General features: G+C 23.8%; 30 protein-coding genes and 1 pseudogene. 12 read left to right on the top strand and 19 right to left on the bottom strand.

Annotated elements, in window-relative coordinates:
- Window positions 1–167 precede the first annotated feature (167 nt).
- From ABWV63_RS01095 to ABWV63_RS01075, 5 genes are all read left to right on the top strand, one after another.
- Window positions 168–335 (top strand): hypothetical protein, encoded by a 168-nt coding sequence (locus tag ABWV63_RS01095; protein ID WP_353306471.1) that lies wholly within the window; start codon window positions 168–170, stop codon window positions 333–335.
- 16 nt (window positions 336–351) lie between these two features.
- Complete coding sequence (locus ABWV63_RS01090) at window positions 352–621, top strand: hypothetical protein (protein WP_353306470.1); 270 nt, start codon at window positions 352–354, stop codon at window positions 619–621.
- 70 nt (window positions 622–691) lie between these two features.
- The gene (locus tag ABWV63_RS01085) at window positions 692–2143 is read left to right on the top strand and encodes a hypothetical protein (protein WP_353306469.1); all 1452 of its coding nucleotides are present in this window, start codon (window positions 692–694) and stop codon (window positions 2141–2143) included.
- 108 nt (window positions 2144–2251) lie between these two features.
- A complete protein-coding gene (locus tag ABWV63_RS01080; protein WP_353306468.1) occupies window positions 2252–3133 on the top strand; it encodes a hypothetical protein in 882 nt (293 codons plus the stop codon).
- A 176-nt stretch (window positions 3134–3309) separates the two neighbouring features.
- The gene (locus ABWV63_RS01075) at window positions 3310–3438 is read left to right on the top strand and encodes a hypothetical protein (protein WP_353306467.1); all 129 of its coding nucleotides are present in this window, start codon (window positions 3310–3312) and stop codon (window positions 3436–3438) included.
- On the opposite strand, the pseudogene ABWV63_RS01070 reads toward ABWV63_RS01075, so the two are convergent.
- The 11 genes and pseudogenes from ABWV63_RS01070 to ABWV63_RS01020 form a co-directional block, all read right to left on the bottom strand.
- Window positions 3435–4672, bottom strand: a pseudogene (locus ABWV63_RS01070) (IS256 family transposase). The gene ABWV63_RS01075 and the pseudogene ABWV63_RS01070 overlap by 4 nt on opposite strands.
- Before the next feature lie 732 nt (window positions 4673–5404).
- Window positions 5405–5803 carry a transposase gene (locus tag ABWV63_RS01065; RefSeq protein ID WP_353306466.1) on the bottom strand — a complete coding sequence of 133 codons (399 nt, stop codon included), beginning with the start codon at window positions 5801–5803 and terminating at the stop codon, window positions 5405–5407.
- Window positions 5804–6017: 214 nt separating this feature from the next.
- Window positions 6018–6248: an IS630 transposase-related protein gene (locus ABWV63_RS01060; protein ID WP_353306465.1), complete on the bottom strand. Its 231-nt coding sequence runs from the start codon at window positions 6246–6248 to the stop codon at window positions 6018–6020.
- Between the two features lie 87 nt (window positions 6249–6335).
- Window positions 6336–7037 carry a hypothetical protein gene (locus ABWV63_RS01055; protein WP_353306464.1) on the bottom strand — a complete coding sequence of 234 codons (702 nt, stop codon included), beginning with the start codon at window positions 7035–7037 and terminating at the stop codon, window positions 6336–6338.
- A gap of 313 nt (window positions 7038–7350) precedes the next feature.
- On the bottom strand, window positions 7351–8133 hold the full coding sequence (locus ABWV63_RS01050; RefSeq protein WP_353306463.1) for a hypothetical protein: 783 nt from the start codon (window positions 8131–8133) through the stop codon (window positions 7351–7353).
- 37 nt (window positions 8134–8170) lie between these two features.
- Complete coding sequence (locus tag ABWV63_RS01045) at window positions 8171–8401, bottom strand: hypothetical protein (protein WP_353306462.1); 231 nt, start codon at window positions 8399–8401, stop codon at window positions 8171–8173.
- 25 nt (window positions 8402–8426) lie between these two features.
- A complete protein-coding gene (locus tag ABWV63_RS01040; protein WP_353307139.1) occupies window positions 8427–8591 on the bottom strand; it encodes a transposase in 165 nt (54 codons plus the stop codon).
- 51 nt (window positions 8592–8642) lie between these two features.
- A complete protein-coding gene (locus ABWV63_RS01035) occupies window positions 8643–8855 on the bottom strand; it encodes a transposase (RefSeq protein WP_353306461.1) in 213 nt (70 codons plus the stop codon).
- Between the two features lie 51 nt (window positions 8856–8906).
- A complete protein-coding gene (locus ABWV63_RS01030) occupies window positions 8907–9254 on the bottom strand; it encodes an IS630 transposase-related protein (protein ID WP_353306460.1) in 348 nt (115 codons plus the stop codon).
- Window positions 9255–9491: 237 nt separating this feature from the next.
- Window positions 9492–9836 carry a hypothetical protein gene (locus ABWV63_RS01025; RefSeq protein WP_353306459.1) on the bottom strand — a complete coding sequence of 115 codons (345 nt, stop codon included), beginning with the start codon at window positions 9834–9836 and terminating at the stop codon, window positions 9492–9494.
- A 278-nt stretch (window positions 9837–10114) separates the two neighbouring features.
- Complete coding sequence (locus ABWV63_RS01020) at window positions 10115–10321, bottom strand: hypothetical protein (RefSeq protein WP_353306458.1); 207 nt, start codon at window positions 10319–10321, stop codon at window positions 10115–10117.
- Window positions 10322–10676: 355 nt separating this feature from the next.
- On the opposite strand from ABWV63_RS01020, the gene ABWV63_RS01015 reads away from it, so the two are divergent.
- On the top strand, window positions 10677–11717 hold the full coding sequence (locus ABWV63_RS01015) for an alpha/beta hydrolase (RefSeq protein WP_353306457.1): 1041 nt from the start codon (window positions 10677–10679) through the stop codon (window positions 11715–11717).
- Window positions 11718–11774: 57 nt separating this feature from the next.
- Window positions 11775–13151 (top strand): amino acid permease, encoded by a 1377-nt coding sequence (locus tag ABWV63_RS01010; protein WP_353306456.1) that lies wholly within the window; start codon window positions 11775–11777, stop codon window positions 13149–13151.
- A gap of 9 nt (window positions 13152–13160) precedes the next feature.
- Here the strand turns inward: ABWV63_RS01010 and ABWV63_RS01005 are convergent, their stop codons facing one another.
- Complete coding sequence (locus tag ABWV63_RS01005; RefSeq protein WP_353306455.1) at window positions 13161–13268, bottom strand: MGMT family protein; 108 nt, start codon at window positions 13266–13268, stop codon at window positions 13161–13163.
- 99 nt (window positions 13269–13367) lie between these two features.
- On the opposite strand from ABWV63_RS01005, the gene ABWV63_RS01000 reads away from it, so the two are divergent.
- Window positions 13368–14606: an IS256 family transposase gene (locus ABWV63_RS01000; protein ID WP_353306454.1), complete on the top strand. Its 1239-nt coding sequence runs from the start codon at window positions 13368–13370 to the stop codon at window positions 14604–14606.
- Window positions 14607–15028: 422 nt separating this feature from the next.
- Here the strand turns inward: ABWV63_RS01000 and ABWV63_RS00995 are convergent, their stop codons facing one another.
- The 7 genes from ABWV63_RS00995 to ABWV63_RS00965 form a co-directional block, all read right to left on the bottom strand.
- Window positions 15029–15250 carry a transposase gene (locus ABWV63_RS00995; RefSeq protein ID WP_353305571.1) on the bottom strand — a complete coding sequence of 74 codons (222 nt, stop codon included), beginning with the start codon at window positions 15248–15250 and terminating at the stop codon, window positions 15029–15031.
- Between the two features lie 23 nt (window positions 15251–15273).
- Entirely contained in the window at window positions 15274–15696 is a 423-nt protein-coding gene (locus ABWV63_RS00990; protein WP_353306453.1) for a transposase family protein, read from the bottom strand.
- 82 nt (window positions 15697–15778) lie between these two features.
- Window positions 15779–16150, bottom strand: a complete 372-nt coding sequence (locus tag ABWV63_RS00985; protein ID WP_353306452.1) for a methylated-DNA--[protein]-cysteine S-methyltransferase — start codon at window positions 16148–16150, stop codon at window positions 15779–15781.
- Window positions 16151–16158: 8 nt separating this feature from the next.
- Window positions 16159–16848, bottom strand: coding sequence for a CatB-related O-acetyltransferase (locus ABWV63_RS00980; RefSeq protein WP_353307138.1), 690 nt, complete (start codon window positions 16846–16848; stop codon window positions 16159–16161).
- Between the two features lie 38 nt (window positions 16849–16886).
- Window positions 16887–18872, bottom strand: a complete 1986-nt coding sequence (gene uvrB, locus ABWV63_RS00975) for an excinuclease ABC subunit UvrB (RefSeq protein WP_353306451.1) — start codon at window positions 18870–18872, stop codon at window positions 16887–16889.
- Window positions 18873–19058: 186 nt separating this feature from the next.
- Entirely contained in the window at window positions 19059–19262 is a 204-nt protein-coding gene (locus ABWV63_RS00970) for a hypothetical protein (protein ID WP_353306450.1), read from the bottom strand.
- Between the two features lie 6 nt (window positions 19263–19268).
- Complete coding sequence (locus ABWV63_RS00965; RefSeq protein WP_353307137.1) at window positions 19269–19493, bottom strand: IS3 family transposase; 225 nt, start codon at window positions 19491–19493, stop codon at window positions 19269–19271.
- Between the two features lie 354 nt (window positions 19494–19847).
- Between ABWV63_RS00965 and ABWV63_RS00960 the strand changes: the two genes are divergently transcribed.
- The 4 genes from ABWV63_RS00960 (at window position 19848) to ABWV63_RS00945 (ending at window position 21220) form a co-directional block, all read left to right on the top strand.
- Window positions 19848–20285, top strand: coding sequence for an IS630 transposase-related protein (locus ABWV63_RS00960; protein WP_353306449.1), 438 nt, complete (start codon window positions 19848–19850; stop codon window positions 20283–20285).
- 82 nt (window positions 20286–20367) lie between these two features.
- Entirely contained in the window at window positions 20368–20541 is a 174-nt protein-coding gene (locus ABWV63_RS00955; RefSeq protein ID WP_353305528.1) for a hypothetical protein, read from the top strand.
- Window positions 20526–20750, top strand: coding sequence for a transposase family protein (locus ABWV63_RS00950; protein WP_353306448.1), 225 nt, complete (start codon window positions 20526–20528; stop codon window positions 20748–20750). Before ABWV63_RS00955 ends, ABWV63_RS00950 begins: the two co-directional genes overlap by 16 nt.
- Window positions 20751–20812: 62 nt before the next feature.
- A complete protein-coding gene (locus ABWV63_RS00945; RefSeq protein ID WP_353306447.1) occupies window positions 20813–21220 on the top strand; it encodes a transposase family protein in 408 nt (135 codons plus the stop codon).
- Window positions 21221–21456 lie beyond the last annotated feature (236 nt).

Below are 21456 nucleotides of genomic sequence, written 5' to 3'. Positions count from 1 at the left end.
AAAATTAAATACTAAGTATTAGGTACATCGCCAAAATTAAGACCTATCTAGTTTTTTTATTTACATCTTTCTTTTAGTTAGTAAATTTAAAAAATAAACATGTTGCAACCTATTACTTTGGTTGTAATTTTTATTTTTGAAAATTTTATTTGAAAGGAAGATTTTTTATGAAATGTAATTATTGTCATAGAAGACCAACTATTGTAGTAAAAACAGCTCATGAAGCAGTAAATTTTGATATGTACTTATGTAATGCTCATAGCAAAGAAGAAATTGTTTATTTAAATAGCAAATATAAAAGTAAATTAGATGAAAATAATGCAGTTATCAAATAATGAGCAAGAGATTCTATTGACTTATCAAAATTGATTAAAAGAAAATAATTTAAGTGATAAATGTAATGTTTATTTTATTGAAGAAAATTCTATACTAGTTTTTCAAACATGAAATTTACAAGAAATGATTAGCGAAACTATTTGATTAAAAACTGATAATGAAAAATGACAGTTTTATATTAAAAATTTAAGTGAAAAAATAAATAAATTATTTTTATTAAGTGAAGTTATAGAAATTGAGAAAAAATTTGTAATTAAAACTTTTAAAAAAAGGTACGATTTGTAAACACCATTTAACAAGGTATAATTAACTTGCTTGTGTGGTATTCAATGAAAATGATATTAGGGAGAACGTTATGCAAAAAATATTAAATTTAATAACACTTTCAACGTTAACTACAGTTTTTCCAACTCCTTTGCTTTCTAACATATTACTGATAGAAAAGGTAAAACAAGATGTTGGAAAAACTAATTCAAATAATGAATATGTGCCATTAAGAGCAATAACTAGACTAAAAAAAACTATTTTTTCACTTGCAATTGATGGTGATGGAACTATATGAGCAATAATTGATTCAAAAGTTAACAAAAGTACTGATAATGGAAAAACCTTCAATAAGGTAATTAATGGTTTTCCAATTGGCACATATACAAGTAGTGTAAATTCTTTAACAATTGATATAAACGGAACAATTTGAGTTGCAACTACAAATTATGAAGGGCTATATAAATCAACAGATAACGGAAAAACCTTTCAACAAATCAAAATAAAAGGATTTCCTAGTTCTCAAATAGATAAAATTGCAGTTTCTCAAAATGGTGATATTTATGCTAGTAAACAAGATTATATTTATAAGTATATTGACAATGGAAAAAACTTTGAAAAATTTTATTCTTTTCAATTTTTAAATCAAATTAAAACTATGAATATACAAAATAACGGAACAATTTGAGTAGGAACAAATAAAGGATTATATGTGTTTTCTGCTGGTATAGATACCCCAACAAAACTTAATGATCGAAATATATTAGCAATTGATATTGACAAAACAAATACCATTTATTTTGGTATGGATGATAGTTTATATAATTTTTCTGCTGGTTCAGATACTCCAACGAAAATTGATGGAATAAATGACGCAGTCTCTTCAATTACATTTGACAAACTTGACAATGTTTATTTTGAAACATATACCAATATTTTAAATATTTTACAAACTGCTTTGTCGTGAACCAAAGAAAAAAGTCAGTTTAATTTAATTGATAGCACTAAGAAGAAAATTTGAACACGAAATGATTTACTTACTGTTGATGGGGAATTAAATATTGAAATAAAAAATAACAACATTGATAAGGTCTTATTTGATAATGTCTTGCAAACACAAACAGCTAAACAATGAAACATCAATGTCAAACCCAAAACTAGCGAAAAAGACCATAATTTACAAGTAATTTTTATTTTGGACGGAAAACAATATACTAGTCAAATTATTGTCTCTATGCAAGCCAAAATTGACCCACCAATTCCTCCAAAACAAGAAAATTTAAGTGATGTAATTAAATTTGATATCGATAACAAATTAGGAAATATTTTAGATAACAATAATGAAACTATCATTTCAGCAATTACTCAAAAAAATTCTCGCATTATTGATTTTTCACAAATTGAAATTGAGAAAAAAGATATGCATTCTGCAACATTAACTGCCAAAAAAGATAGTAAAAGTTATCAAGGTTCAGTTGTGGTTAAATATAATGTTGTACCAGCAACAGTTGTTGATTTAAAAATTGATTTAAAACCAACATAATCACCATCAACACAAGTTGATATTGATTATGTTGGACAAATTGATAAAACCATTATTACAAACCCAGTTAATTCATTCTACTATGCAAATAGTGAAAGTAAAATCGCAATGAAAAAACCAACTGCAAGTAGTGTCATAACTGGATTTGTATATGGTGCTGATAATCAATGAAATAAAACATCACAAAACATAACAATCGACCCAACCAATGGCATTGTTTTAGATGGTTCACAATTATCAACAAACAACGGAAAATATGTTATTGAATTGCAAGATAATTTAGGAAATCATAACAATATTTATTTACAAATTGCTCCAAAACAAGAAATTGCAAATTATTTTGATACAGATAATGGCAAACAATTTGAAAAGTGAGCAAAAGCAAATGGACACGATAATATTCATGGATATTCTGTTCGCCAACTAAATATATTGTTTGAAGAAAGCAAATCATGAATTAAACAAGCAAATGATAATCAACTAGTTAATGCTGTTGCTGATTGATTTAAAACCAAAGGTAAAGTGGCTTCAAAACAAATAATTTCAAAAGAACAAATTGTTGAACAATTAAAACAACAAATACCAAAGACTATCACAATTGATAAATTTGATACAAGCAATTATGATTTAAATAAAGTTGCTTTTGAAATTAAAGGCATACAATTTCAAACAAATGAGAAATTTGAAATTGTTATTAAATATGGTTCTGAAAAATCAAATAGTTTTATATTACAAATTCAAAATAATAACCCACCAAACAATGACAAAAAAGGATTAACGTTCTTAGCTATTATTGGTATTGTTGTTGGCAGTTTATTAGGATTACTATTTCTTGGTTGATTATTAAAAAAATTTGTAATTACACCATTTATTTTAGAACCAATGCGTAAGAAAAAATCTGAAGCTTTCCAACGTCAAACTAAAAAAGACATTGCCCAAATGAAAGCTGATGAAGCCGAAGAAGAAACAAAAAGAAAAGGAAAAAAATAAAATGAACTGAACAATATTTTTTGCAATTATTATTCTTTTATTTATTTTTTTCAAACCAATACTATGGTTATTAAGAAAAATAATGTTTCTTTTGGGTTGTATATTTGGTTTTTGCAAAGGATTGCTTGATTTAAAAAACAAGAAATTTAAAAAAGACAGGAAAGTAGATGATATACATGATGATGTTAGCAACAAATAGTAATTTACAAGATGTTGGAAACAAAATTATTACAATAGGAATGCCAATTTTAATCAGTTTAGCGAGGCTTTTTAAAAATCTGTGTATCTTTTTACAAAGTTACTAGTTTAGATTAATTCTATCTTCGAATTTTATCATAAAATGAGCAATTGCTGTATTTCAATTTTGAATGGGCGTTGTTCATTTTTTTGTTATATTTTCAATTGCTAAGTAAAATATTTTAAAAACTGCCATATCATTTGGAAAAACTTTTTTATTTCTAATAACTTTTCGTAATTGACTATTAACAGATTCAATAGCATTTGTTGTATAAATCACTCTTTTGATTTCTGCAGGATAACTAATAAAAACCATTAAATTATCTCAATTTTTATATCATGATTTAGCAATTTGAGGATATTGTTTATTTCATTTACTTTCAAAAGATTCTAAAGTTTGCATTGCTTGTTCTTCGCTACATGCACTATAAATCGGTTTTAAATCTGTAACTAGTGATTTTCTATGTTTGTATGAAACATATTTTAAACTATTTCTAATTTGATGAACTATGCATAATTGATGTTCGGTTTTAGGATAAACTGATTGTATTGCTTCTGACATTCCTGTTAAATTGTCACTACAAGCAATAAGAATATCATTTAAGCCTCGATTTTTCATTTCTGTGAAATTAGATAATCAAAACTTAGAACCTTCATTTTCACTAATTCATAAACCTAAAACATCTTTTTACCTTCTAAATCAACTCCTAGTGCTATATAAACTGATTTGTTAATAATGCGTTTATCTTGTCGTACTTTAACTACTATACAATCAAAATAAACAATCGGATAAACACTTTCTAATGGCCGATTTTGTCATGCTTTAACATCATCAATAACATCATCAGTAATTTGACTAATAACACTTTCGCTAATATCAGCACCATGATATAACTCTTGTAACTGCATTCTAATATCTGATAAAGTCATGACTTTGGCATATAATGAAAGAACTTGTTGATCAAAACCATCAAATCTTCTTTGTCTTTTTGCAACTATTACTGGCTTAAAATTACTATTACGATCTCGTGGTACATTAATCTCAATTTTACCTTGTTGGGTTATTAATTTTTTTGAACTTATACCATTGCGAGCATTTTCACTAGTATTATGTTGATTTTTTTCATATCCTAAATAATTTTGCATTTCAGAATTCAACATTTTTTCAACTAATCTTTTTGTTAATTATTTATATAAACCTCCCTCTTTAAAAACTGTTGTTAAATCTTCAGTATTTTCTAGTAATAAATCTACTGCTTTTGATATTGGATCATTATTATTAATATTTTGTTTTTTAGACATAAGTAACTCACTCTTTCTGGTTATTTAATTTTATTTACTAGAATTAATTAAACATAGTTATTTTTGTAAGTTACACAGATTACTAAACATTACCTCTTTACGTTCAGTTGATGAATTTATCGTTCACCCAAGCAACCTTAAAACCCTTAAAATTGGTGAATGCTATTTTAAAACCACTCTTCCAATCGGAGAAACGTTTATTAAAAAAATTAAAATCATAAATAATGAATAACTATCTAAATAATAAACATAAATTATTTATGATATAATAATAACAATAAAAAAAGATTTAGTAGCTCATATCTACTAAACCTATGTACCTAAATAAATGTGACCAAACATTTACAAAGGGTTAATAATTATGTAAACACAATAAAAGGTGTTTGTGTGAATAGGTTTAGTAAAATAATTACTTCTTATTCACTTTTTTATTTATATTTAAAAATTACAAAACATATTACCTTTTATTATTATTTATTTCACAGACAGGAGCATATAATTATGCAAGTAAAACAAAATAATAATCAAGTAAAAACATTTAATCAGTTAAATATTGCAAAAGATATTTATAATTTTTTTATACCTAAAAATAATATATAGCTAACTAAAGTAATGTTTACTCATATCTTGAAAAACAAAATCAATCGCTTTTTTAATATTTTGTCAATAATTTGGTAATATTTTTCGGTAATGTTTAGTAATCTGTGTCACTTAGTGATTTTACAACTAAATTTATTTAAAAAACACAGTTTTTAGGAAAGTCCCTATTTTTCTTATATTATGTTTTATAGCAAATCAAAAATGTTCAATTGGATTTAAATTAGGAGAATATGGCGGAAGAAATAATAGTTTGCATACAGCATTTTCAATTAATTGTTGTGTTAATTTAGATTTATGAAACGTTGCATTATCTAAAACTATAATTTGTCCACGCTTTAATACTGGAATTAGTATATTTTTTACATATGATTCAAAAATTTTACTGTTGCAATGCCCTTCAAATGCTCATAGGGCTTTTAATTTACCTTTATTTAGTGAACCTATTATAATCATTCTTTTTATTTTATATGCTGGTTTATTATCAAATAATCTTTTACCTTTTTTCAGATCAACCATATTTATAAAATTCATTATCATCAATTCCGGATTCATCAATATATACTAAATCTTCATTCATTATTTTAGCTATTTATTTTAAAAAATATTCTTGTTTATTTTTATCTCTTTGTTCATATAGAAAATTTTTTTTATATGTATAATTTAGTTTTTTGAAATAGTTATAAACTGTTTCTTTGGTCATATCACCAAATTTTTCAATTACTTTTTGAACTGTAACATCTTTATTTTACGCTAAATAATTTTTTAATTCATCTAAATCCTTTATTTTGTGGCTATGTCTTTTTTGATAATTCAAAATTGGTTTTATATGCCCAGTTTCTTTTTTTATTTTTCTTCATAAGAAAAAAGTCTTTCTAGTAATATTGAACACTTTACAAATTTCTTTAATTTTTATGTTTTTACTTTCATATGCTTCTATTACTTTTCTTCGTAAGTATTCACTGTATGGTTTTGGCATAATTTAATCTTCCTAATATATTTTAAATATTGCTGAATTGTAATTTTAAATTCAAAAACTGTTTAAATTACATATTATTATTTTACATTATTTATGAGTAAACATTACTTTAGTTAGATATAAATTATCTTGAAAATTTAATGAAGTTTTTAATCATTCTTTAAAATTAGTAAATCCAGTAGGTTTTGCATCCATAATATTATAAAATGTTGTTTCTGGATGACTACTTGTTGTTATTTTATCATTTATACCGGCAAGCAAACCACCATTATTTTTAATATCAGTTGTAAATAAATCATTATTACCAGCAATAAATAATCTTCTTGAAGCAAATACTTTACTTTCGAATATTTCTTCTGTTCCTTGTTGAATAGGTTCTTGACATTGAAGAATAGGTCTTCCATAATAATAACAACTTGATAATAATTCTAATCCATAACTTTGCCTATGACTATAACGTACACCAATATCACGCATTAAAGTACGATTTAAAGTTGCTTTTCCTTGTTGAATAGTAAGAAAAGCATAACCACTACCCGGGCTTGCATATTGTACAAAATCAAGTGTATTTTGACCACTACTAATTACTCTATCATTTAAACTACTAAAAGTTAAAACTTGCATACTAAATGCACCATTATAAGGACTATAATAATTTGTTACATTTGAAATATATAATAATTGTCTATCTTGATTTTTTCCACTATTACCACCAATATTTTCATTTTCATCATTAAATAAAACAAAAAATTGTAAATAATCATCAATTGTAATATGTTCTTCAAACATTACTAAAGTATATTGTCTTTTAGTTTGTAGTGTTTTAAATATTTGATTATTTGGTAAATTACTAAAATCAACACCACTTGTATCCTCAATTAAATAAGCATTTCAATAATCACCTATTTTATATTGTTTTGTATAAAATTCATATTGTCCACTAGGTTTATGAGTTGTAGGGTCAATAATTCCTCTATTTTTTTGATATATTTTTGTATTATTTTTTCAAATACAAACAACTGGATTATTACCAGTTAAAATTAATTCATATTGTCCAAAATCACTTATTTTACATTATTTATGAGTAAACATTACCAGTTAGCTATACTTGACAATGAGTAACTGGTAATGGTGTTAAATAATTACTATCTAAAATAATATTATTATTTTCATCTAATGCTGGTAATGCAACTGGGTCAGCAGGGGCGCCCAATTGTACATATTGATTAATTGCTAATCCACTATGTGCTAATTTATCATTTAATGAACTAAAAGTACATTGAATATATGCTAATTCTTTATTTTCATTATTATAAGTTTTACTAGCAACTTCAAGAATATATCATTGTCTATCAACTTTAATTGATTTATCAGTATTTATAACTTTATTAATTTCTGGAATCATATATAACTTATATAAATTTGAAACAATATTATTAATAAAACTAAAATTCTTTTTTTCATTTGGAATATTAATAACTACATTTTTAATTGCTTGTTCTTGAATGAAACTATTATCATTGGGAGTTGCTGAATAAGTAATACCTAATTGGTCACTTAAAATATTTCCATAAAATACATCACCAATTTGTAATTGTTTATATGCTTCATCTGGATTATCTTTATTTTGAATAGGATAATAAGAATGGTCTCATACTGCTTGTATTGCTTTTCTTCCAGTAAAGATTTTACTAAATGAAGTATAATCATTAGGAATACTAGTTGGTTGTTTATAGCCAGTTTCTGTTGAATTTATAGCACCTAAAATAATAGTAAAAGGACATACACGAAATTGTAAATCTTTATTTTGTGTAAAATCTTTTTCAATTTCCCCAGTTGATTTTCAAACTGTTTTAATTAATTGATGATTTATTTTCGGTATCATTTTTAGTTTATCCTAAAAAAGTATTATTAAATTCAATTTATTCTTTTTGATATTTTCTATTTTCATCAATAATTTGTTGTGCTTCTTCTTCGCTAACAACATAACGCTTAACAATAATTCTTTTAATATTAGTAATTCCTAATCTTAATTCTGCTTCATCAATTTCAAGTGATTTTAATCTATCTGTAATAGTATTTTCTTTAATTTCAAATGTTCATTTAGATTTATAACTAACTAAAGTAATGCTTACTCATATCTTGAAAAACAAAATCAATAGCTTTTTTAATATTTGGTTAATAATTTGGTAATATTTTTCTTATATTATGTTTTATAGCAAATAAAAAATGTTCAATTGGATTTAAATTAGGAGAATATGGTGGAAGAAATAATAGTTTGCATCCAGCATTTTCAATTAATTGTTGTGTTAATTTAGATTTATGAAACGTTGCATTATCTAAAACTATAATTTGTCCACGCTTTAATACTGGAATTAGTATATTTTTTACATATTATTCAAAAATTTTACTGTTGCAATGTCCTTCAAATGCTCATAGGGCTTTTAATTTACATTTATTTAGTGAACCAATTATACTAATTCTTTTTATTTTATATGCGGGTTTATTATCAAATAATATTTTACCTTTTTCAGATCAACCATATTTATAAAATTCATTATCATCAATTCCAGATTCATCAATATATAATACTAAATCTTCATTCATTATTTTAGCTATTTCTTTTAAAAAATCTTCTTGTTTATTTTTATCTCTTTGTTAATATAGAAAAGTTTTTTTATATGTATAATTTTGTTTTTTGAAATAGTTATAAACCGTTTCTTTAGTCATATCACCAAATTTTTCAATTACTTTTTGAACCGTAACATCTTTATTTTGCGCTAAATAATTTTTTAATTCAACTAAATCATTTATTTTGTGGCTATGTCCTTTTTGATAATTCAAAATTGGTTTTATATGCCCAGTTTCTTTTTTTCTTTTTCTTCATAAGAATAAAGTCTTTCTAGTAATATTGAACACTTTACAAATTTCTTTAATTTTAATGTTTTTACTTTCATAGGCTTCTATTACTTTTCTTCGTAAGTCTTCACTGTATGGTTTTGGCATAATTTAATCTTCCTAATCTATTTTAAATATTGCTGAATTGTACTTTTAAATTCAAAAACTGTTTAAATTACATATTATTATTTTACATTATTTATGAGTAAACATTACTTTAGTTAGCTATAGTTATTTTTGTAAGTTACACAGATTACTAAACATTACCTAAAATTTAAAAAATATAATTAATTATTACTAAAAAATGTTATATTCCGATATTTTTTTCTTTCTTTTTTATTAACTTTAGCTACTACTGTTTTCTCCTTGATATTTTCAAAGTTCAGCAAATATTCCAGCAGCTAAATTATTCTCGGTATTAGAGATGCCTTTTCCAGTATCAGCAGCTGTTTTAGTTCGCAAAAGAACATTATAACTACCTAAGAATGGTACATATTTAGAACCTAATGTTCCTGAAGTTCTTTCATTAATAAAAGCTAGTTTTGCTGAAGCAGGAGTGGTTAATACCTGACTATTATTTAAAAATGTATGATTATGCTTTCCAACACTTCCTGATGTTTGTCCTTCTTTATCGCTCTGAACTATTGTTAAACCTTTAGCAAGATCTACTTTTACTCAACCTTCTGGCATTTTTGATCCAACAGGCATTCATTTATATTCACCAGGAATTCATTGTCCTTTACTTTCATCTGATTTTTTATTTTTTTCTTGACAATCTTTTAATTGTTATTCCAATTCTTCTCTTTTTGCTTTACATTCTTTTAACTGTGCTTCTATTTCTTCTCTTTTTTCTTTACATTCTTTTAAATCTTCTTCTAATTTTTTAACTTTATCTTCAAAACCTTCTAATTGTTTATTTTTTTCTCTACATGCTTTTAATTGTTCTTCTAATTCATCAATTTTATCTTCTAGTTCTTTATTTTTTTTGATTTATCTAATGATTCTTTTACTGATTTTGCATAAAGACTACTTATTTCTTCTAATTCATTAGCTGTTTCTTGTAATTTTTTATTTAATTTTTCCATTTTTGCTTGACAGTCGCTATCATCAACATTAACAGTAGTAACGCTTTCTCAACTATCTTCTTCTACTGTCTTATTTTTTTCATTTATCATTTTTAAGTATCCTCCTTTTTATTAAAATTCTCGTATACTATTTTTATTCATAATTAAAATTATTGAAAATATTATTTTGTTTCAATTTTAAATAAATATCACTTAAAGTTTACAAATGAAAAAATTACTAAACATTACCAAACTTCCTAGAAAGCAATTATTAATAAAATTAAATATTAAAAATTATTATTAAAATTGAAAAACAATTAAGTTATAAAAAATTGTTAATTTAATTATTTTAAAATAATTAAATTAACATACATTAATATTTTAAACATTTGATAAGATAGTGTAAAATAATTAGTAGTTTAGTAGTTTAGAAAAGGCTTAAAAAATGACAGTAATCAAAACATCTATGAATCAAAAAAATTTATTAACTGGTTATAAAATATTTTGTTATTCTTTTAGCAAAATTTTATTAGTTATTCTATTATTTCCTTTTGTTTATTTTTATTCAAAAAAATATCAAAAACAATTTTTAGAATTTTGCTTTTCTTATCAAAAAGAAGGAAAATTTAAAATAAATAACGAACAAACAGTTGATATTAATAGTTTTAATTATCATCAATATGATTGTCAAATTAAAAATCTTAATAAATATGGCTATCCAATTGATTGAAAAAAAGAAAATTATCAAGAATTTACCATTAAAAATGATAATAATCAAAACATTAGTTGTCTAACTGTCATTCAAAAAAAGAAAAGTGATAAATGAGTTATTGGTTTTCATGGTTGAACAGAAAATAAATATTTAGCATTAAGATTAGTCTCATGATTTTATGAAGAAGGATACAATATTTTAACTTTTGATAGTGTTGCTCACGGTAAAACTGATGGCCAATATAGTGACATTGGTCTTACTTGTGCTGAAAATATTAACTGTTTAATTAATTGAATAAAAGATAATTATCAAGTTAGAAGTATTGGTTTAATTGGTAATAGTATGGGCGCATCAACAATTAATTATTATTTATTTAATTATAAAGTAACCAATTTAATTAACTGGGCAATTACTGATTGTGGATTCTCTAATCTACTTGTTCAATTTCGTTATGTCATGCAATATCGCTATAAAAAACCTTGATGATTAATTAGTAATGGTTTAACAAAAAGATATCAAAAATTTACAAATACAAATATTTTAGAATATGATTTATTAAAAAAAAGCAAAACAGGTTTTCAAGTTCCTACTTTATTAATTCACGGTAAAAAAGATAATTTTGTCCCATTTTTCATGGCAAATGTCATTCATAATTATCAAGTTAAACTCCATTATAAAAATTATGATTATTTATTTTTGGAAAATATTGGTCATATTGAAACCTTACCAAATGCTTATCAAACTTACATTAATAAAATAAAAAGTTTTATCAATACATACGAAATAAAAAAATAGAGATAGGAAAAAGACATGAAATTAAAAAAGAAGTATTCGTTTTGAGTAATATTAATGATGGCAATTTCTGCCACAGTTGGTTCATCAGTACTAATTTCATTTGGACAAGTAGCGTTTCAAAGTGGATTTAATCCGATTTTAATGATATGTGCCTGAATTTTAGGCGGTATTTTAATTTTGCCAGAAATGTTATTGCTAGCAGAAACTGCTATTTCTTTTCCGGGAAATGGAAGTGCTTATTATTGATTAAAAAAAGCAAATTGAATGGCTTGTTCGTTTTGATTGGGATGGATTTTAGTTTTAATGGTTAGTGCTACTGCCCTTGCTTCTGCTACTTTAGCATTAGGCAATATTATCGGCACTTTAGCTCATATTACTAACCAATGGTTGATAAAATTATTTGGAATTTTAATTTTATTTGCATTAGCTATAGTCCAAATATTTATTAAAAATAGTTCTGGAAAAACACAAATTATTTTTACAATTTTAAAAGGATTACCAATTACTTTTGTTTTATTTATTGCTATGATTTATGGCAATACAGATAGTTTTAATAGTGAAATAGTTCAAAAAGATTTATCAAAAATTTTTCTTGCAACTTATGTTTTATTACCAGCTACAACAATGACGCTATTTGCCTATTCAGGAATTGAAGCAATAACTTATGTTACTGAAGAAGTAGAAAATCCAAGAAAAAATGTACTTTGAACTTTAATTGTTGCAACTGGACTAATTATTTTTTTATATTTAATACTATTAATTGCTTTGTTAACTATTAATGAACCATTTTCATGATTAGATAAAAATGATGGATTTAGTAACGTTTGATATTATGCTATTATCAATAACCCTAATATTCCTCATGTTTTAGCTTATATTTTTTCAGGACTAGCAATTTTATTATTTGTTGGTTCACTAAATGCATTTCTACTTTATCAATCACGTTTAATTTTTAAAATGAGTGAAGAAAAAGATTTGTTTAAATTTTTTCAAAAAACAACTAAAAGAACTAATATGCCATGAGCTGCTATGCTACTATTAATATTTGCTGCTTTAATTTATATTTTATGAAATCAATTGTATGAATTAACTAATTACTTTATTATTGCTATTAGTTTTTTAAAATTAATTGTTAATTCAGTCATTATCTTTTTAAGGCGCAAACATCCAGACTACCAAAAGATTTTTAATAATTTTTGATTTTATTTTTTCATTATTATTGGTTATTTAGGAGCAATAATTGCTATTGTTGGAACATTTTTAGCAATGTATTATTATGGTACACAAAATAATAATATGTGAGCATTATGAAATTCACTAATTTTAATTGCTGTTATGTTAGCAGGATATCCTGTTTACTATATTAAAAATTATGTAGTTAAAATTGTTAACAATTTTAAAAATCAAAAAAAGATAATCAATCATAAAAAATAATCTTATACCTTATTTAATTTCTTGTGCTAATAAAAAATTTTTAATATGGGCACCATAAAGATAATTAACAATATTCTTATTTTTATTAACAACACGATGACAAGGAACAATAGACATATTCCGGTAATGTTTAGTAATCTGTGTAACTTACAAAAATAACTATGTTTAATTAATTCTAGTAAATAAAATTAAATAACTAGAAAGAGTGAGTTACTTATGTCTAAAAAACAAAATATTAATAATAATGATCCGATATCAAAAGCAGTAGATTTATTATTAGAAAATACTGAAGATTTAACAACATTTTTTAAAGAGGGAGGCTTATATAAAGAATTAACAAAAAGATTAGTTGAAAAAATGTTGAATTCTGAAATGCAAAATTATTTAGGATATGAAAAAAATCAACATAATAATAGTGATAATGCTCGCAATGGTATAAGTTCAAAAAAATTAATAACTCAACAAGGTAAAATTGAGATTAATGTACCACGAGATCGTAATAGTAATTTTGAGCCAGTAATAGTTGCAAAAAGACAAAGAAGATTTGATGGTTTTGATCAACAAGTTCTTTCATTATATGCCAAAGGCATGACTTTATCAGATATTAGAATGCAGTTACAAGAGTTATATCATGGTGCTGATATTAGTGAAAGTGTTATTAGTCGAATTACTGATGATGTTATTGATGATGTTAAAGCATGACAAAATCGGCCATTAGAAATTGTTTATCCGATTGTTTATTTTGATTGTATAGTAGTTAAAGTACGACAAGATAAAAGCATTATTAACAAATCAGTTTATATAGCACTAGGAGTTGATTTAGAAGGTAAAAAAGATATTTTAGGTTTATGAATTAGTGAAAATGAAGGTTCTAAGTTTTGATTATCTAATTTCACAGAAATGAAAAATCAAGGCTTAAATGATATTCTTATTGCTTGTAGTGACAATTTAACAGGAATGTCAGAAGCAATACAATCAGTTTATCCTAAAACCGGACATCAATTATGCATAGTTCATCAAATTAGAAATAGTTTAAAATATGTTTCATACAAACATAGAAAATCACTAGTTACAGATTTAAAACCAATTTATAGTGCATTTAGTGAAGAACAAGAAATGCAAGCTTTAGAATATTTTGAAAGTAAATGAAATAAACAATATCCTCAAATTGCTAAATCATGATATAAAAATTGAGATAATTTAATGGTTTTTATTAGTTATCCTGCAGAAATCAAAAGAGTGATTTATACAACAAATGCTATTGAATCTGTTAATAGTCAATTACGAAAAGTTATTAGAAATAAAAAAGTTTTTCCAAATGATATGGAAGTTTTTAAAATATTTTACTTAGCAATTGAAAATATAACAAAAAAATGAACACTGCCCATTCAAAATTGAAATACAGCAATTGCTCATTTTATGATAAAATTTGAAGATAGAATTAATCTAAACTAGTAACTTTGTAAAAAGATACACAGATTTTTAAAAAGCCTCCATATTCCGTAAATAAATTTAATCAATTGTCAATAATAATATTTATAAATTTTTTAGTGTTAATAATTATAGAAGTTAATATTTTTAAAAAAATACTTTAAAAATAAATTTATATTTCAAACACAAAAATTGTTAATATTATTTTTATATTAACTTGATAAAAATTTAAATTTTTAAAAAAATATTAAAAATATTTTTTTATTTTAATGGTTTTGTTTTATTAAAAATTTCACAAAGTAAGTTAAATATTAAGTACATAAGTCTAAATATACTTTTTCTACATTTATTTATTAAAATTTTGAATCTTTTTAATCAAGCAAAAACATGTTCAACTTTAATTCTAATTTTTGAAATAATTTTGTTGTAGATTTTTTCTTGTTTAGTTAATTTTTTATTTTTAGTTTTTTAATTGGTAATATAGTATTTTTATAAATATTTTGTATTCCTTGATATCCCAAATCACCAATAATTATTGTTTTTTCTGAAAATTCAAGATTTGAATTTTTTAATATTTGAAAATCATGTACTTTTCCATTATCAGCAAAAATATCAACAATTTTTTTATTAAAAAAGTCATATATAATTTGAAATTTTATAGAAAACATTCAACTTTTACCAGAAAAATATTCTAACTGTAGTTTTTTTTAGTTGATCTTTCAATTTCAATTTCAGTTGAATCAATTAAATAAAATTGAAATTCATTTAAATCTTCTTGTTTTTTCTCAATTTTTGATTTATATTTTGTTTTTAAAAACTGATAATCTTTGTCATCACTAAGTTTATTTTCTACTCAAGTAATATTTCGAAAACAACTTGATGCACTCATTTTATATTTAATACTCATTTGGAAAAAAGTATAATATTCTTTTCAGTATACTAAAGTCATCATCAATCTTTCTTCAACTGAAAGTTTATATTTTCTACCTTTAGTTTTTTTTAAATTTTCTATTTCAATTAATTTTGTTAACATTTCATCAAAATGAAAACGTTTTATACCAAAATATCTATAAAATTGTTCATTTTTTAATTTTTTTAAATTTTCAAAATTCATTTTTATCAACACCTTATTAATTTATTAATAAAGAAATTATAAAATAAATTTTAAATTATTAATTAACTTTTAAAAAATTTATTTACGGAATATGTCTAATAATTGCTAATGGATTTTTACTTAAAGCCGAACCCACTGCCATACTTGCTTTTGGATAACCTATTTTTTGTGCTAATTCTTGATAATTTAAATTTGTCCCAAATTGAATAGTACAAGTTTTACTCCATACTAATTCTTGAAAAGGAGTTCATTTTAAAGCTATTGGTAAGTTAAAATCACTTAATTTTTTATCAAAATATATTGCTAGTTGTTTTAAACAATTAACTACCGCTATATTACTACTATCCTTAGCAACTTGACGAGTATTAACGAAACTAACTTTTACTACTTGTTCTGCAACTACTATGATTTCAATTAAACCTATTTTAGTAGTTAAATAACCATATTTTTTCATATTTTTTATTACCCCTTTATTTTATTTAAACTATTACTTTCTTTTACAAGTTTTTGTAATATTTTATTATCAGAATTTTGTTTTAACAAATCTGAATTTTCAATAATCTTTTCAATACATCAATCTCATCACTTTATATTTTGTAATTTTTGAACTATTTTTTTAGAAAAACGATATTTTATAATTTTAGCAGGATTACCACCAACAATAGCATAAGGAGGCACATTTTTTGTAACTACACTTTTAGCTGCAATTACTGCCCCATTACCAATAGTTACCCCTATTAAGATTGTCACATCATGACCAATTCAAACATCATTTTCTATCACTGTTGGTGATTTAATTGGAAATTTATCTAATTTATCTTTTTCTGTAACTTCTGATAAATTTAATGATTTATAAAATAATGGTAAAGGAAATGTTGAAACTGCACAATAATTATGATTGCCACCATTCATTATAAATAAAACACCTTGTGCAATTGAACAAAATTTACCAATAATTAATTCATCATTTATCATATTTGGAAAATGATAAATTATATTTTTATTTTCAAAATCAATAACTGCTTGCTCACCATTAAAATCATGATAATAATTATAATCACCAATAAAAATTTTAGGTTTAGTAATATAATTTTTTATTAAAAATATTGTTGGTATATGATAATTAATTTTAGTATTTGGACTTATCAAAATACCTTTTTGTGCTTTATCGGTCAACTTATTTTACTCCTTTATTTTTCACTTTCAATACTCAAAATTAAATCACGAAGTGAAGCTGCCTTTTCAAAATTTAAATCTTTAGCTGCTTGTAACATTTCAACTCTTAAATCAGCAATTATCTTTGTTTTAGCAGCTATTTTTGTTTTACCTTTACTTGAATTTAAAATTTTTAAATCAACATCTAATTCTCTAGTAATTATGATTTCACTCAACGGTTTTTTAACAGTAACTGGTAATATATTATGTCTTTTATTATAATCAAGTTGAATTTCTCTTCTTTTTTGCGTTTCTTCAATTGCTTGTGTCATTGCCTCTGTCTTAATATCTCCATATAGTATAACATGACCATTAACATTTCGTGCTGCGCGACCAATAGTTTGGATTAATGATTTAGTATTACGTAAAAAACCAGATTTATCAGCATCCAAAATACAGATTAATGACACTTCTGGTACGTCTAATCCTTCACGTAATAAATTAATACCAACAATAACATCAAAAACACCTTTTCTTAAATCTAACAAAACTTTAGTACGTTCTAATGTTTTTAATTCATTATGAATATAAGCGACTTTAATTTTTTGTTCTTGTAAAAAAATTGATAATTCTTCTGCCATTCTAATTGTTAAAGTAGTAATAAATACTCTTTCATTATTTTTTGTTCGTAATTTTATTTGATTAATAATATCTTCCATTTGATTTTTAGTTGGTTTAATTTCAATTGTTGGATCTAATAAACCTGTGGGACGAATAATTTGTTGAACTGGTACATTAAAGGGCTCAACTTCATTTTTAATTAATGCTAATTCATAATCAGCAGGAGTTGCTGAAGTATAAATAACTTGCTTTAACTTATTAGAAAATTCATTAAAATTTAAAGGACGATTATCCAAAGCACTAGGTAAACGAAAGCCATATTTTACTAATGTTTCTTTTCTGCTACGATCAGTATTATACATTCCTCTAATTTGCGGTAATGTCATATGAGATTCATCAATAATTGTTAAAAAATCATCTGAAAAAAAATCAATTAAAGTATATGGTGCTGAACCCACTTCTCTATTTTCTAAATGACGAGAATAGTTTTCAATACCACTACAAATACCAAATTCTTTTAAGGATTCTAGATCATGTTCTGTTCTTTGTTCTAATCTTTGCGCTTCTACTAACATATTATTTTTTCTTAGTTGCGCTAATGTTATTTTTAACTCTTCAGTAATTTTAATAATTGCCTGATCAACACGATTTTTACTAGTAATATAATTTTGCGCAGGAAAAATTGTAATAAAGGGAAAACGCTCTAAAACATTAGCGCCTAATGTATCAATACGTGCTATTTCTTCAATTTCATCACCAAATAAACTAATTCTTAAATAAAATTGATCATTTCAAGATGGAGCTAACTTTATTAAATCACCTTTTGCACTAAAACTACCCGGTTCTAATGTAATATCATTACGTACATATCCATTTTTAATTAGTCTTAATAATAAATCTTTTCTATTAATTTTTTGTCCTTTTCTCAATTCAAAAAAGTTATCTTTATATGCTGTTGGTTCTTGTTCACCATAAATTGCTGCTACTGATGCCACAACAATAACATCTTTACTAATAGATAAACCATTTAAAGCACTTAATCTTAACATTTCGATTTCTTGATTTTGTTTATAATTTTTATCAATATAAGTATCGGTTTTTGGTAAATATGCCTCAGGTTGATAAAAATCAAAATATGAGACAAAATATTCAACGCGATTTTCAGGAAAAAAAGTTTTCAATTCTCCATATAATTGCATAGCTAATGTTTTATTATGTACTAAAATTAAAGTTCGTTTTTGCACTTGCGCAATAACATTGGCCATTGTAAAAGTTTTACCCGTACCAGTGGCTCCCAATAATACTTGATATTTAATATTATTTTTAATAGCTACTACTAATTTTCTAATTGCTTCGGGTTGATCACCTGTTGCTTTATAAGGCGCTTTTAATTTAAACATAACTTTATATTCCTTTAAAACTTCTATATACAATACCATATTATTTTAAATAAAATAATAATAAAACTTTTATATAATCAAGTAATAGGGGCTTTGCCCCTCGTTGCTTGGCAACTCACCCCAGCGGGGCTAAAACCCGCGGCCAACTAACCAAGGTTCTGGTTGGCTCCGACGAATAATATAGGTTTATTCTATTTTAACATTTTTCTTATTTTTCTTAGAATGTTTATTTCTATAATAACAAGTACGGCATACAATATTTTCAGTTTCTTTCTTTTCGGTTTGTAATATATTATCCAACTTATCTAATCCTACTGCTCTAATATCATCAACAATAAAATCTAATGCTTGTGACTGTTCATAGTCTGGAATGGCAACCTGGAATGGCAACCTTTTTTAGGACTGTTTTTTGGTAGACATTTGTGCTTGGTGTTTTATGGTGGTTAAGTAGTTTAGAGTGCTGTGGATTCTTATGTTGTTGTATCAATTGATATAATCAAATAATTCTAATTTTAATTGGATTAATGATGTAAAATTTTTATCATTAATAAATTCTGTTTTGAAAGTTTTGAAAGTTGCTTCAGCAACAGCGTTATCATAAGGACAACCTTTTTTGCTTAAAGAGCGGGTAATATTGAAGACTAATACAAGTTTATCAATAGTTTTATTATTAAATTAATTACCGCGATCGCTATGAAATATTTTAATATTTTTTAAACAACGATTTGAGAACATAAATGCTTGATATACTAATGATGCATCTTTTTTAGTACCTACACTATGTCGAATAATTTCGCGATTGTACAGGTCGATTAATAAGCAAATATAGTTTAATTTACCATTAACTTGAACATATAGCTAACTAAAGTAATGTTTAATCATAAATAATGTAAAATAATAATATGTAATTTAAACAGTTTTTGAATTTAAAAGTACAATTCAGCAATATTTAAAATAGATTAGGAAGATTAAATTATGCCAAAACTATACAGTGAAGACTTACGAAGAAAAGTAATAGAAGCCTATGAAAGTAAAAACATGAAAATTAAAGAAATTTGTAAAGTGTTCAATATTACTAGAAAGACTTTATTCTTATGAAGAAAAAGAAAAAAAGAAACTGGGCATATAAAACCAATTTTTAATTATCAAAAAGGACATAGCCACAAAATAAAGGATTTAGATGAATTAAAAAATTATTTAGCGCAAAATAAAGATGTTACAGTTCAAAAAGTAATTGAAAAATTTGGTGATATGACTAAAGAAACAGTTTATAACTATTTCAAAAAACTAAATTATACATATAAAAAAACTTTTTTATATGAACAAAGAGATAAAAATAAACAAGAAGATTTTTTAAAAGAAATAGCTAAAATAATGAATGAAGATTTAGTATATATTAGACATATTCCGTAAATAAATTTTTTAAAAGTCAATTAATAATTTAAAATTTATTTTATAATTTCTTTATTAATAAATTAATAAGGTGTTGATAAAAATGAATTTTGAAAATTTAAAAAAATTAAAAAATGAACAATTTTATAGATATTTTGGTATAAAACGTTTTCATTTTGATGAAATGTTAACAAAATTAATTGAAATAGAAAATTTAAAAAAACTAAAGGTAGAAAATATAAACTTTCAGTTGAAGAAAGATTGATGATGACTTTAGTATACTGAAAAGAATATTATACTTTTTTCCAAATGAGTATTAAATATAAAATGAGTGCATCAAGTTGTTTTCGAAATATTACTTGAGTAGAAAATAAACTTAGTGATGACAAAGATTATCAGTTTTTAAAAACAAAATATAAATCAAAAATTGAGAAAAAACAAGAAGATTTAAATGAATTTCAATTTTATTTAATTGATTCAACTTAAATTGAAATTGAAAGACCAACTAAAAAAAACTACAGTTAGAATATTTTTCTGTTAAAAGTTGAATGTTTTCTATAAAATTTGAAATTATATATGACTTTTTTAATAAAAAAATTGTTGATATTTTTGCTGATAATGGAAAAGTACATGATTTTCAAATATTAAAAAATTCAAATCTTGAATTTTCAGAAAAAACAATAATTATTGGTGATTTGGGATATCAAGGAATACAAAATATTTATAAAAATACTATATCACCAATTAAAAAAACTAAAAATAAAAAATTAACTAAACAAGAAAAAATCTACAATAAAATTATTTCAAAAATTAGAATTAAAGTTGAACATGTTTTTGTTTTATTAAAAAGATTCAAAATTTTAATAAATAAATGTAGAAAAAGTATATTTATACTTATGTACTTAAGATTTAACTTACTTTGTGAAATTTTTAATAAAACAAAAACATTAAAATAAAAAAATATTTTTAATATTTTTTTAAAAATTTAAATTTTTATCAAGTTAATATAAAAATAATATTAACAATTTTTGTGTTTGAAATATAAATTTATTTTTAAAGTATTTTTTTAAAAATATTAACTTCTATAATTATTAACACTAAAAAATTTATAAATATTGTTATTGACAATTGATTAAATTTATTTACGGAATATGTCTATTGATGAATCTGGAATTGATGATAATTAATTTTG

The organism is Spiroplasma ixodetis, assembly GCF_040369795.1.
Classification (GTDB): Bacteria; Bacillota_I; Bacilli_A; order Mycoplasmatales; family VBWQ01; genus Spiroplasma_E; species Spiroplasma_E ixodetis_B.
This window is presented reverse-complemented; position numbering and strand designations above follow the sequence as displayed.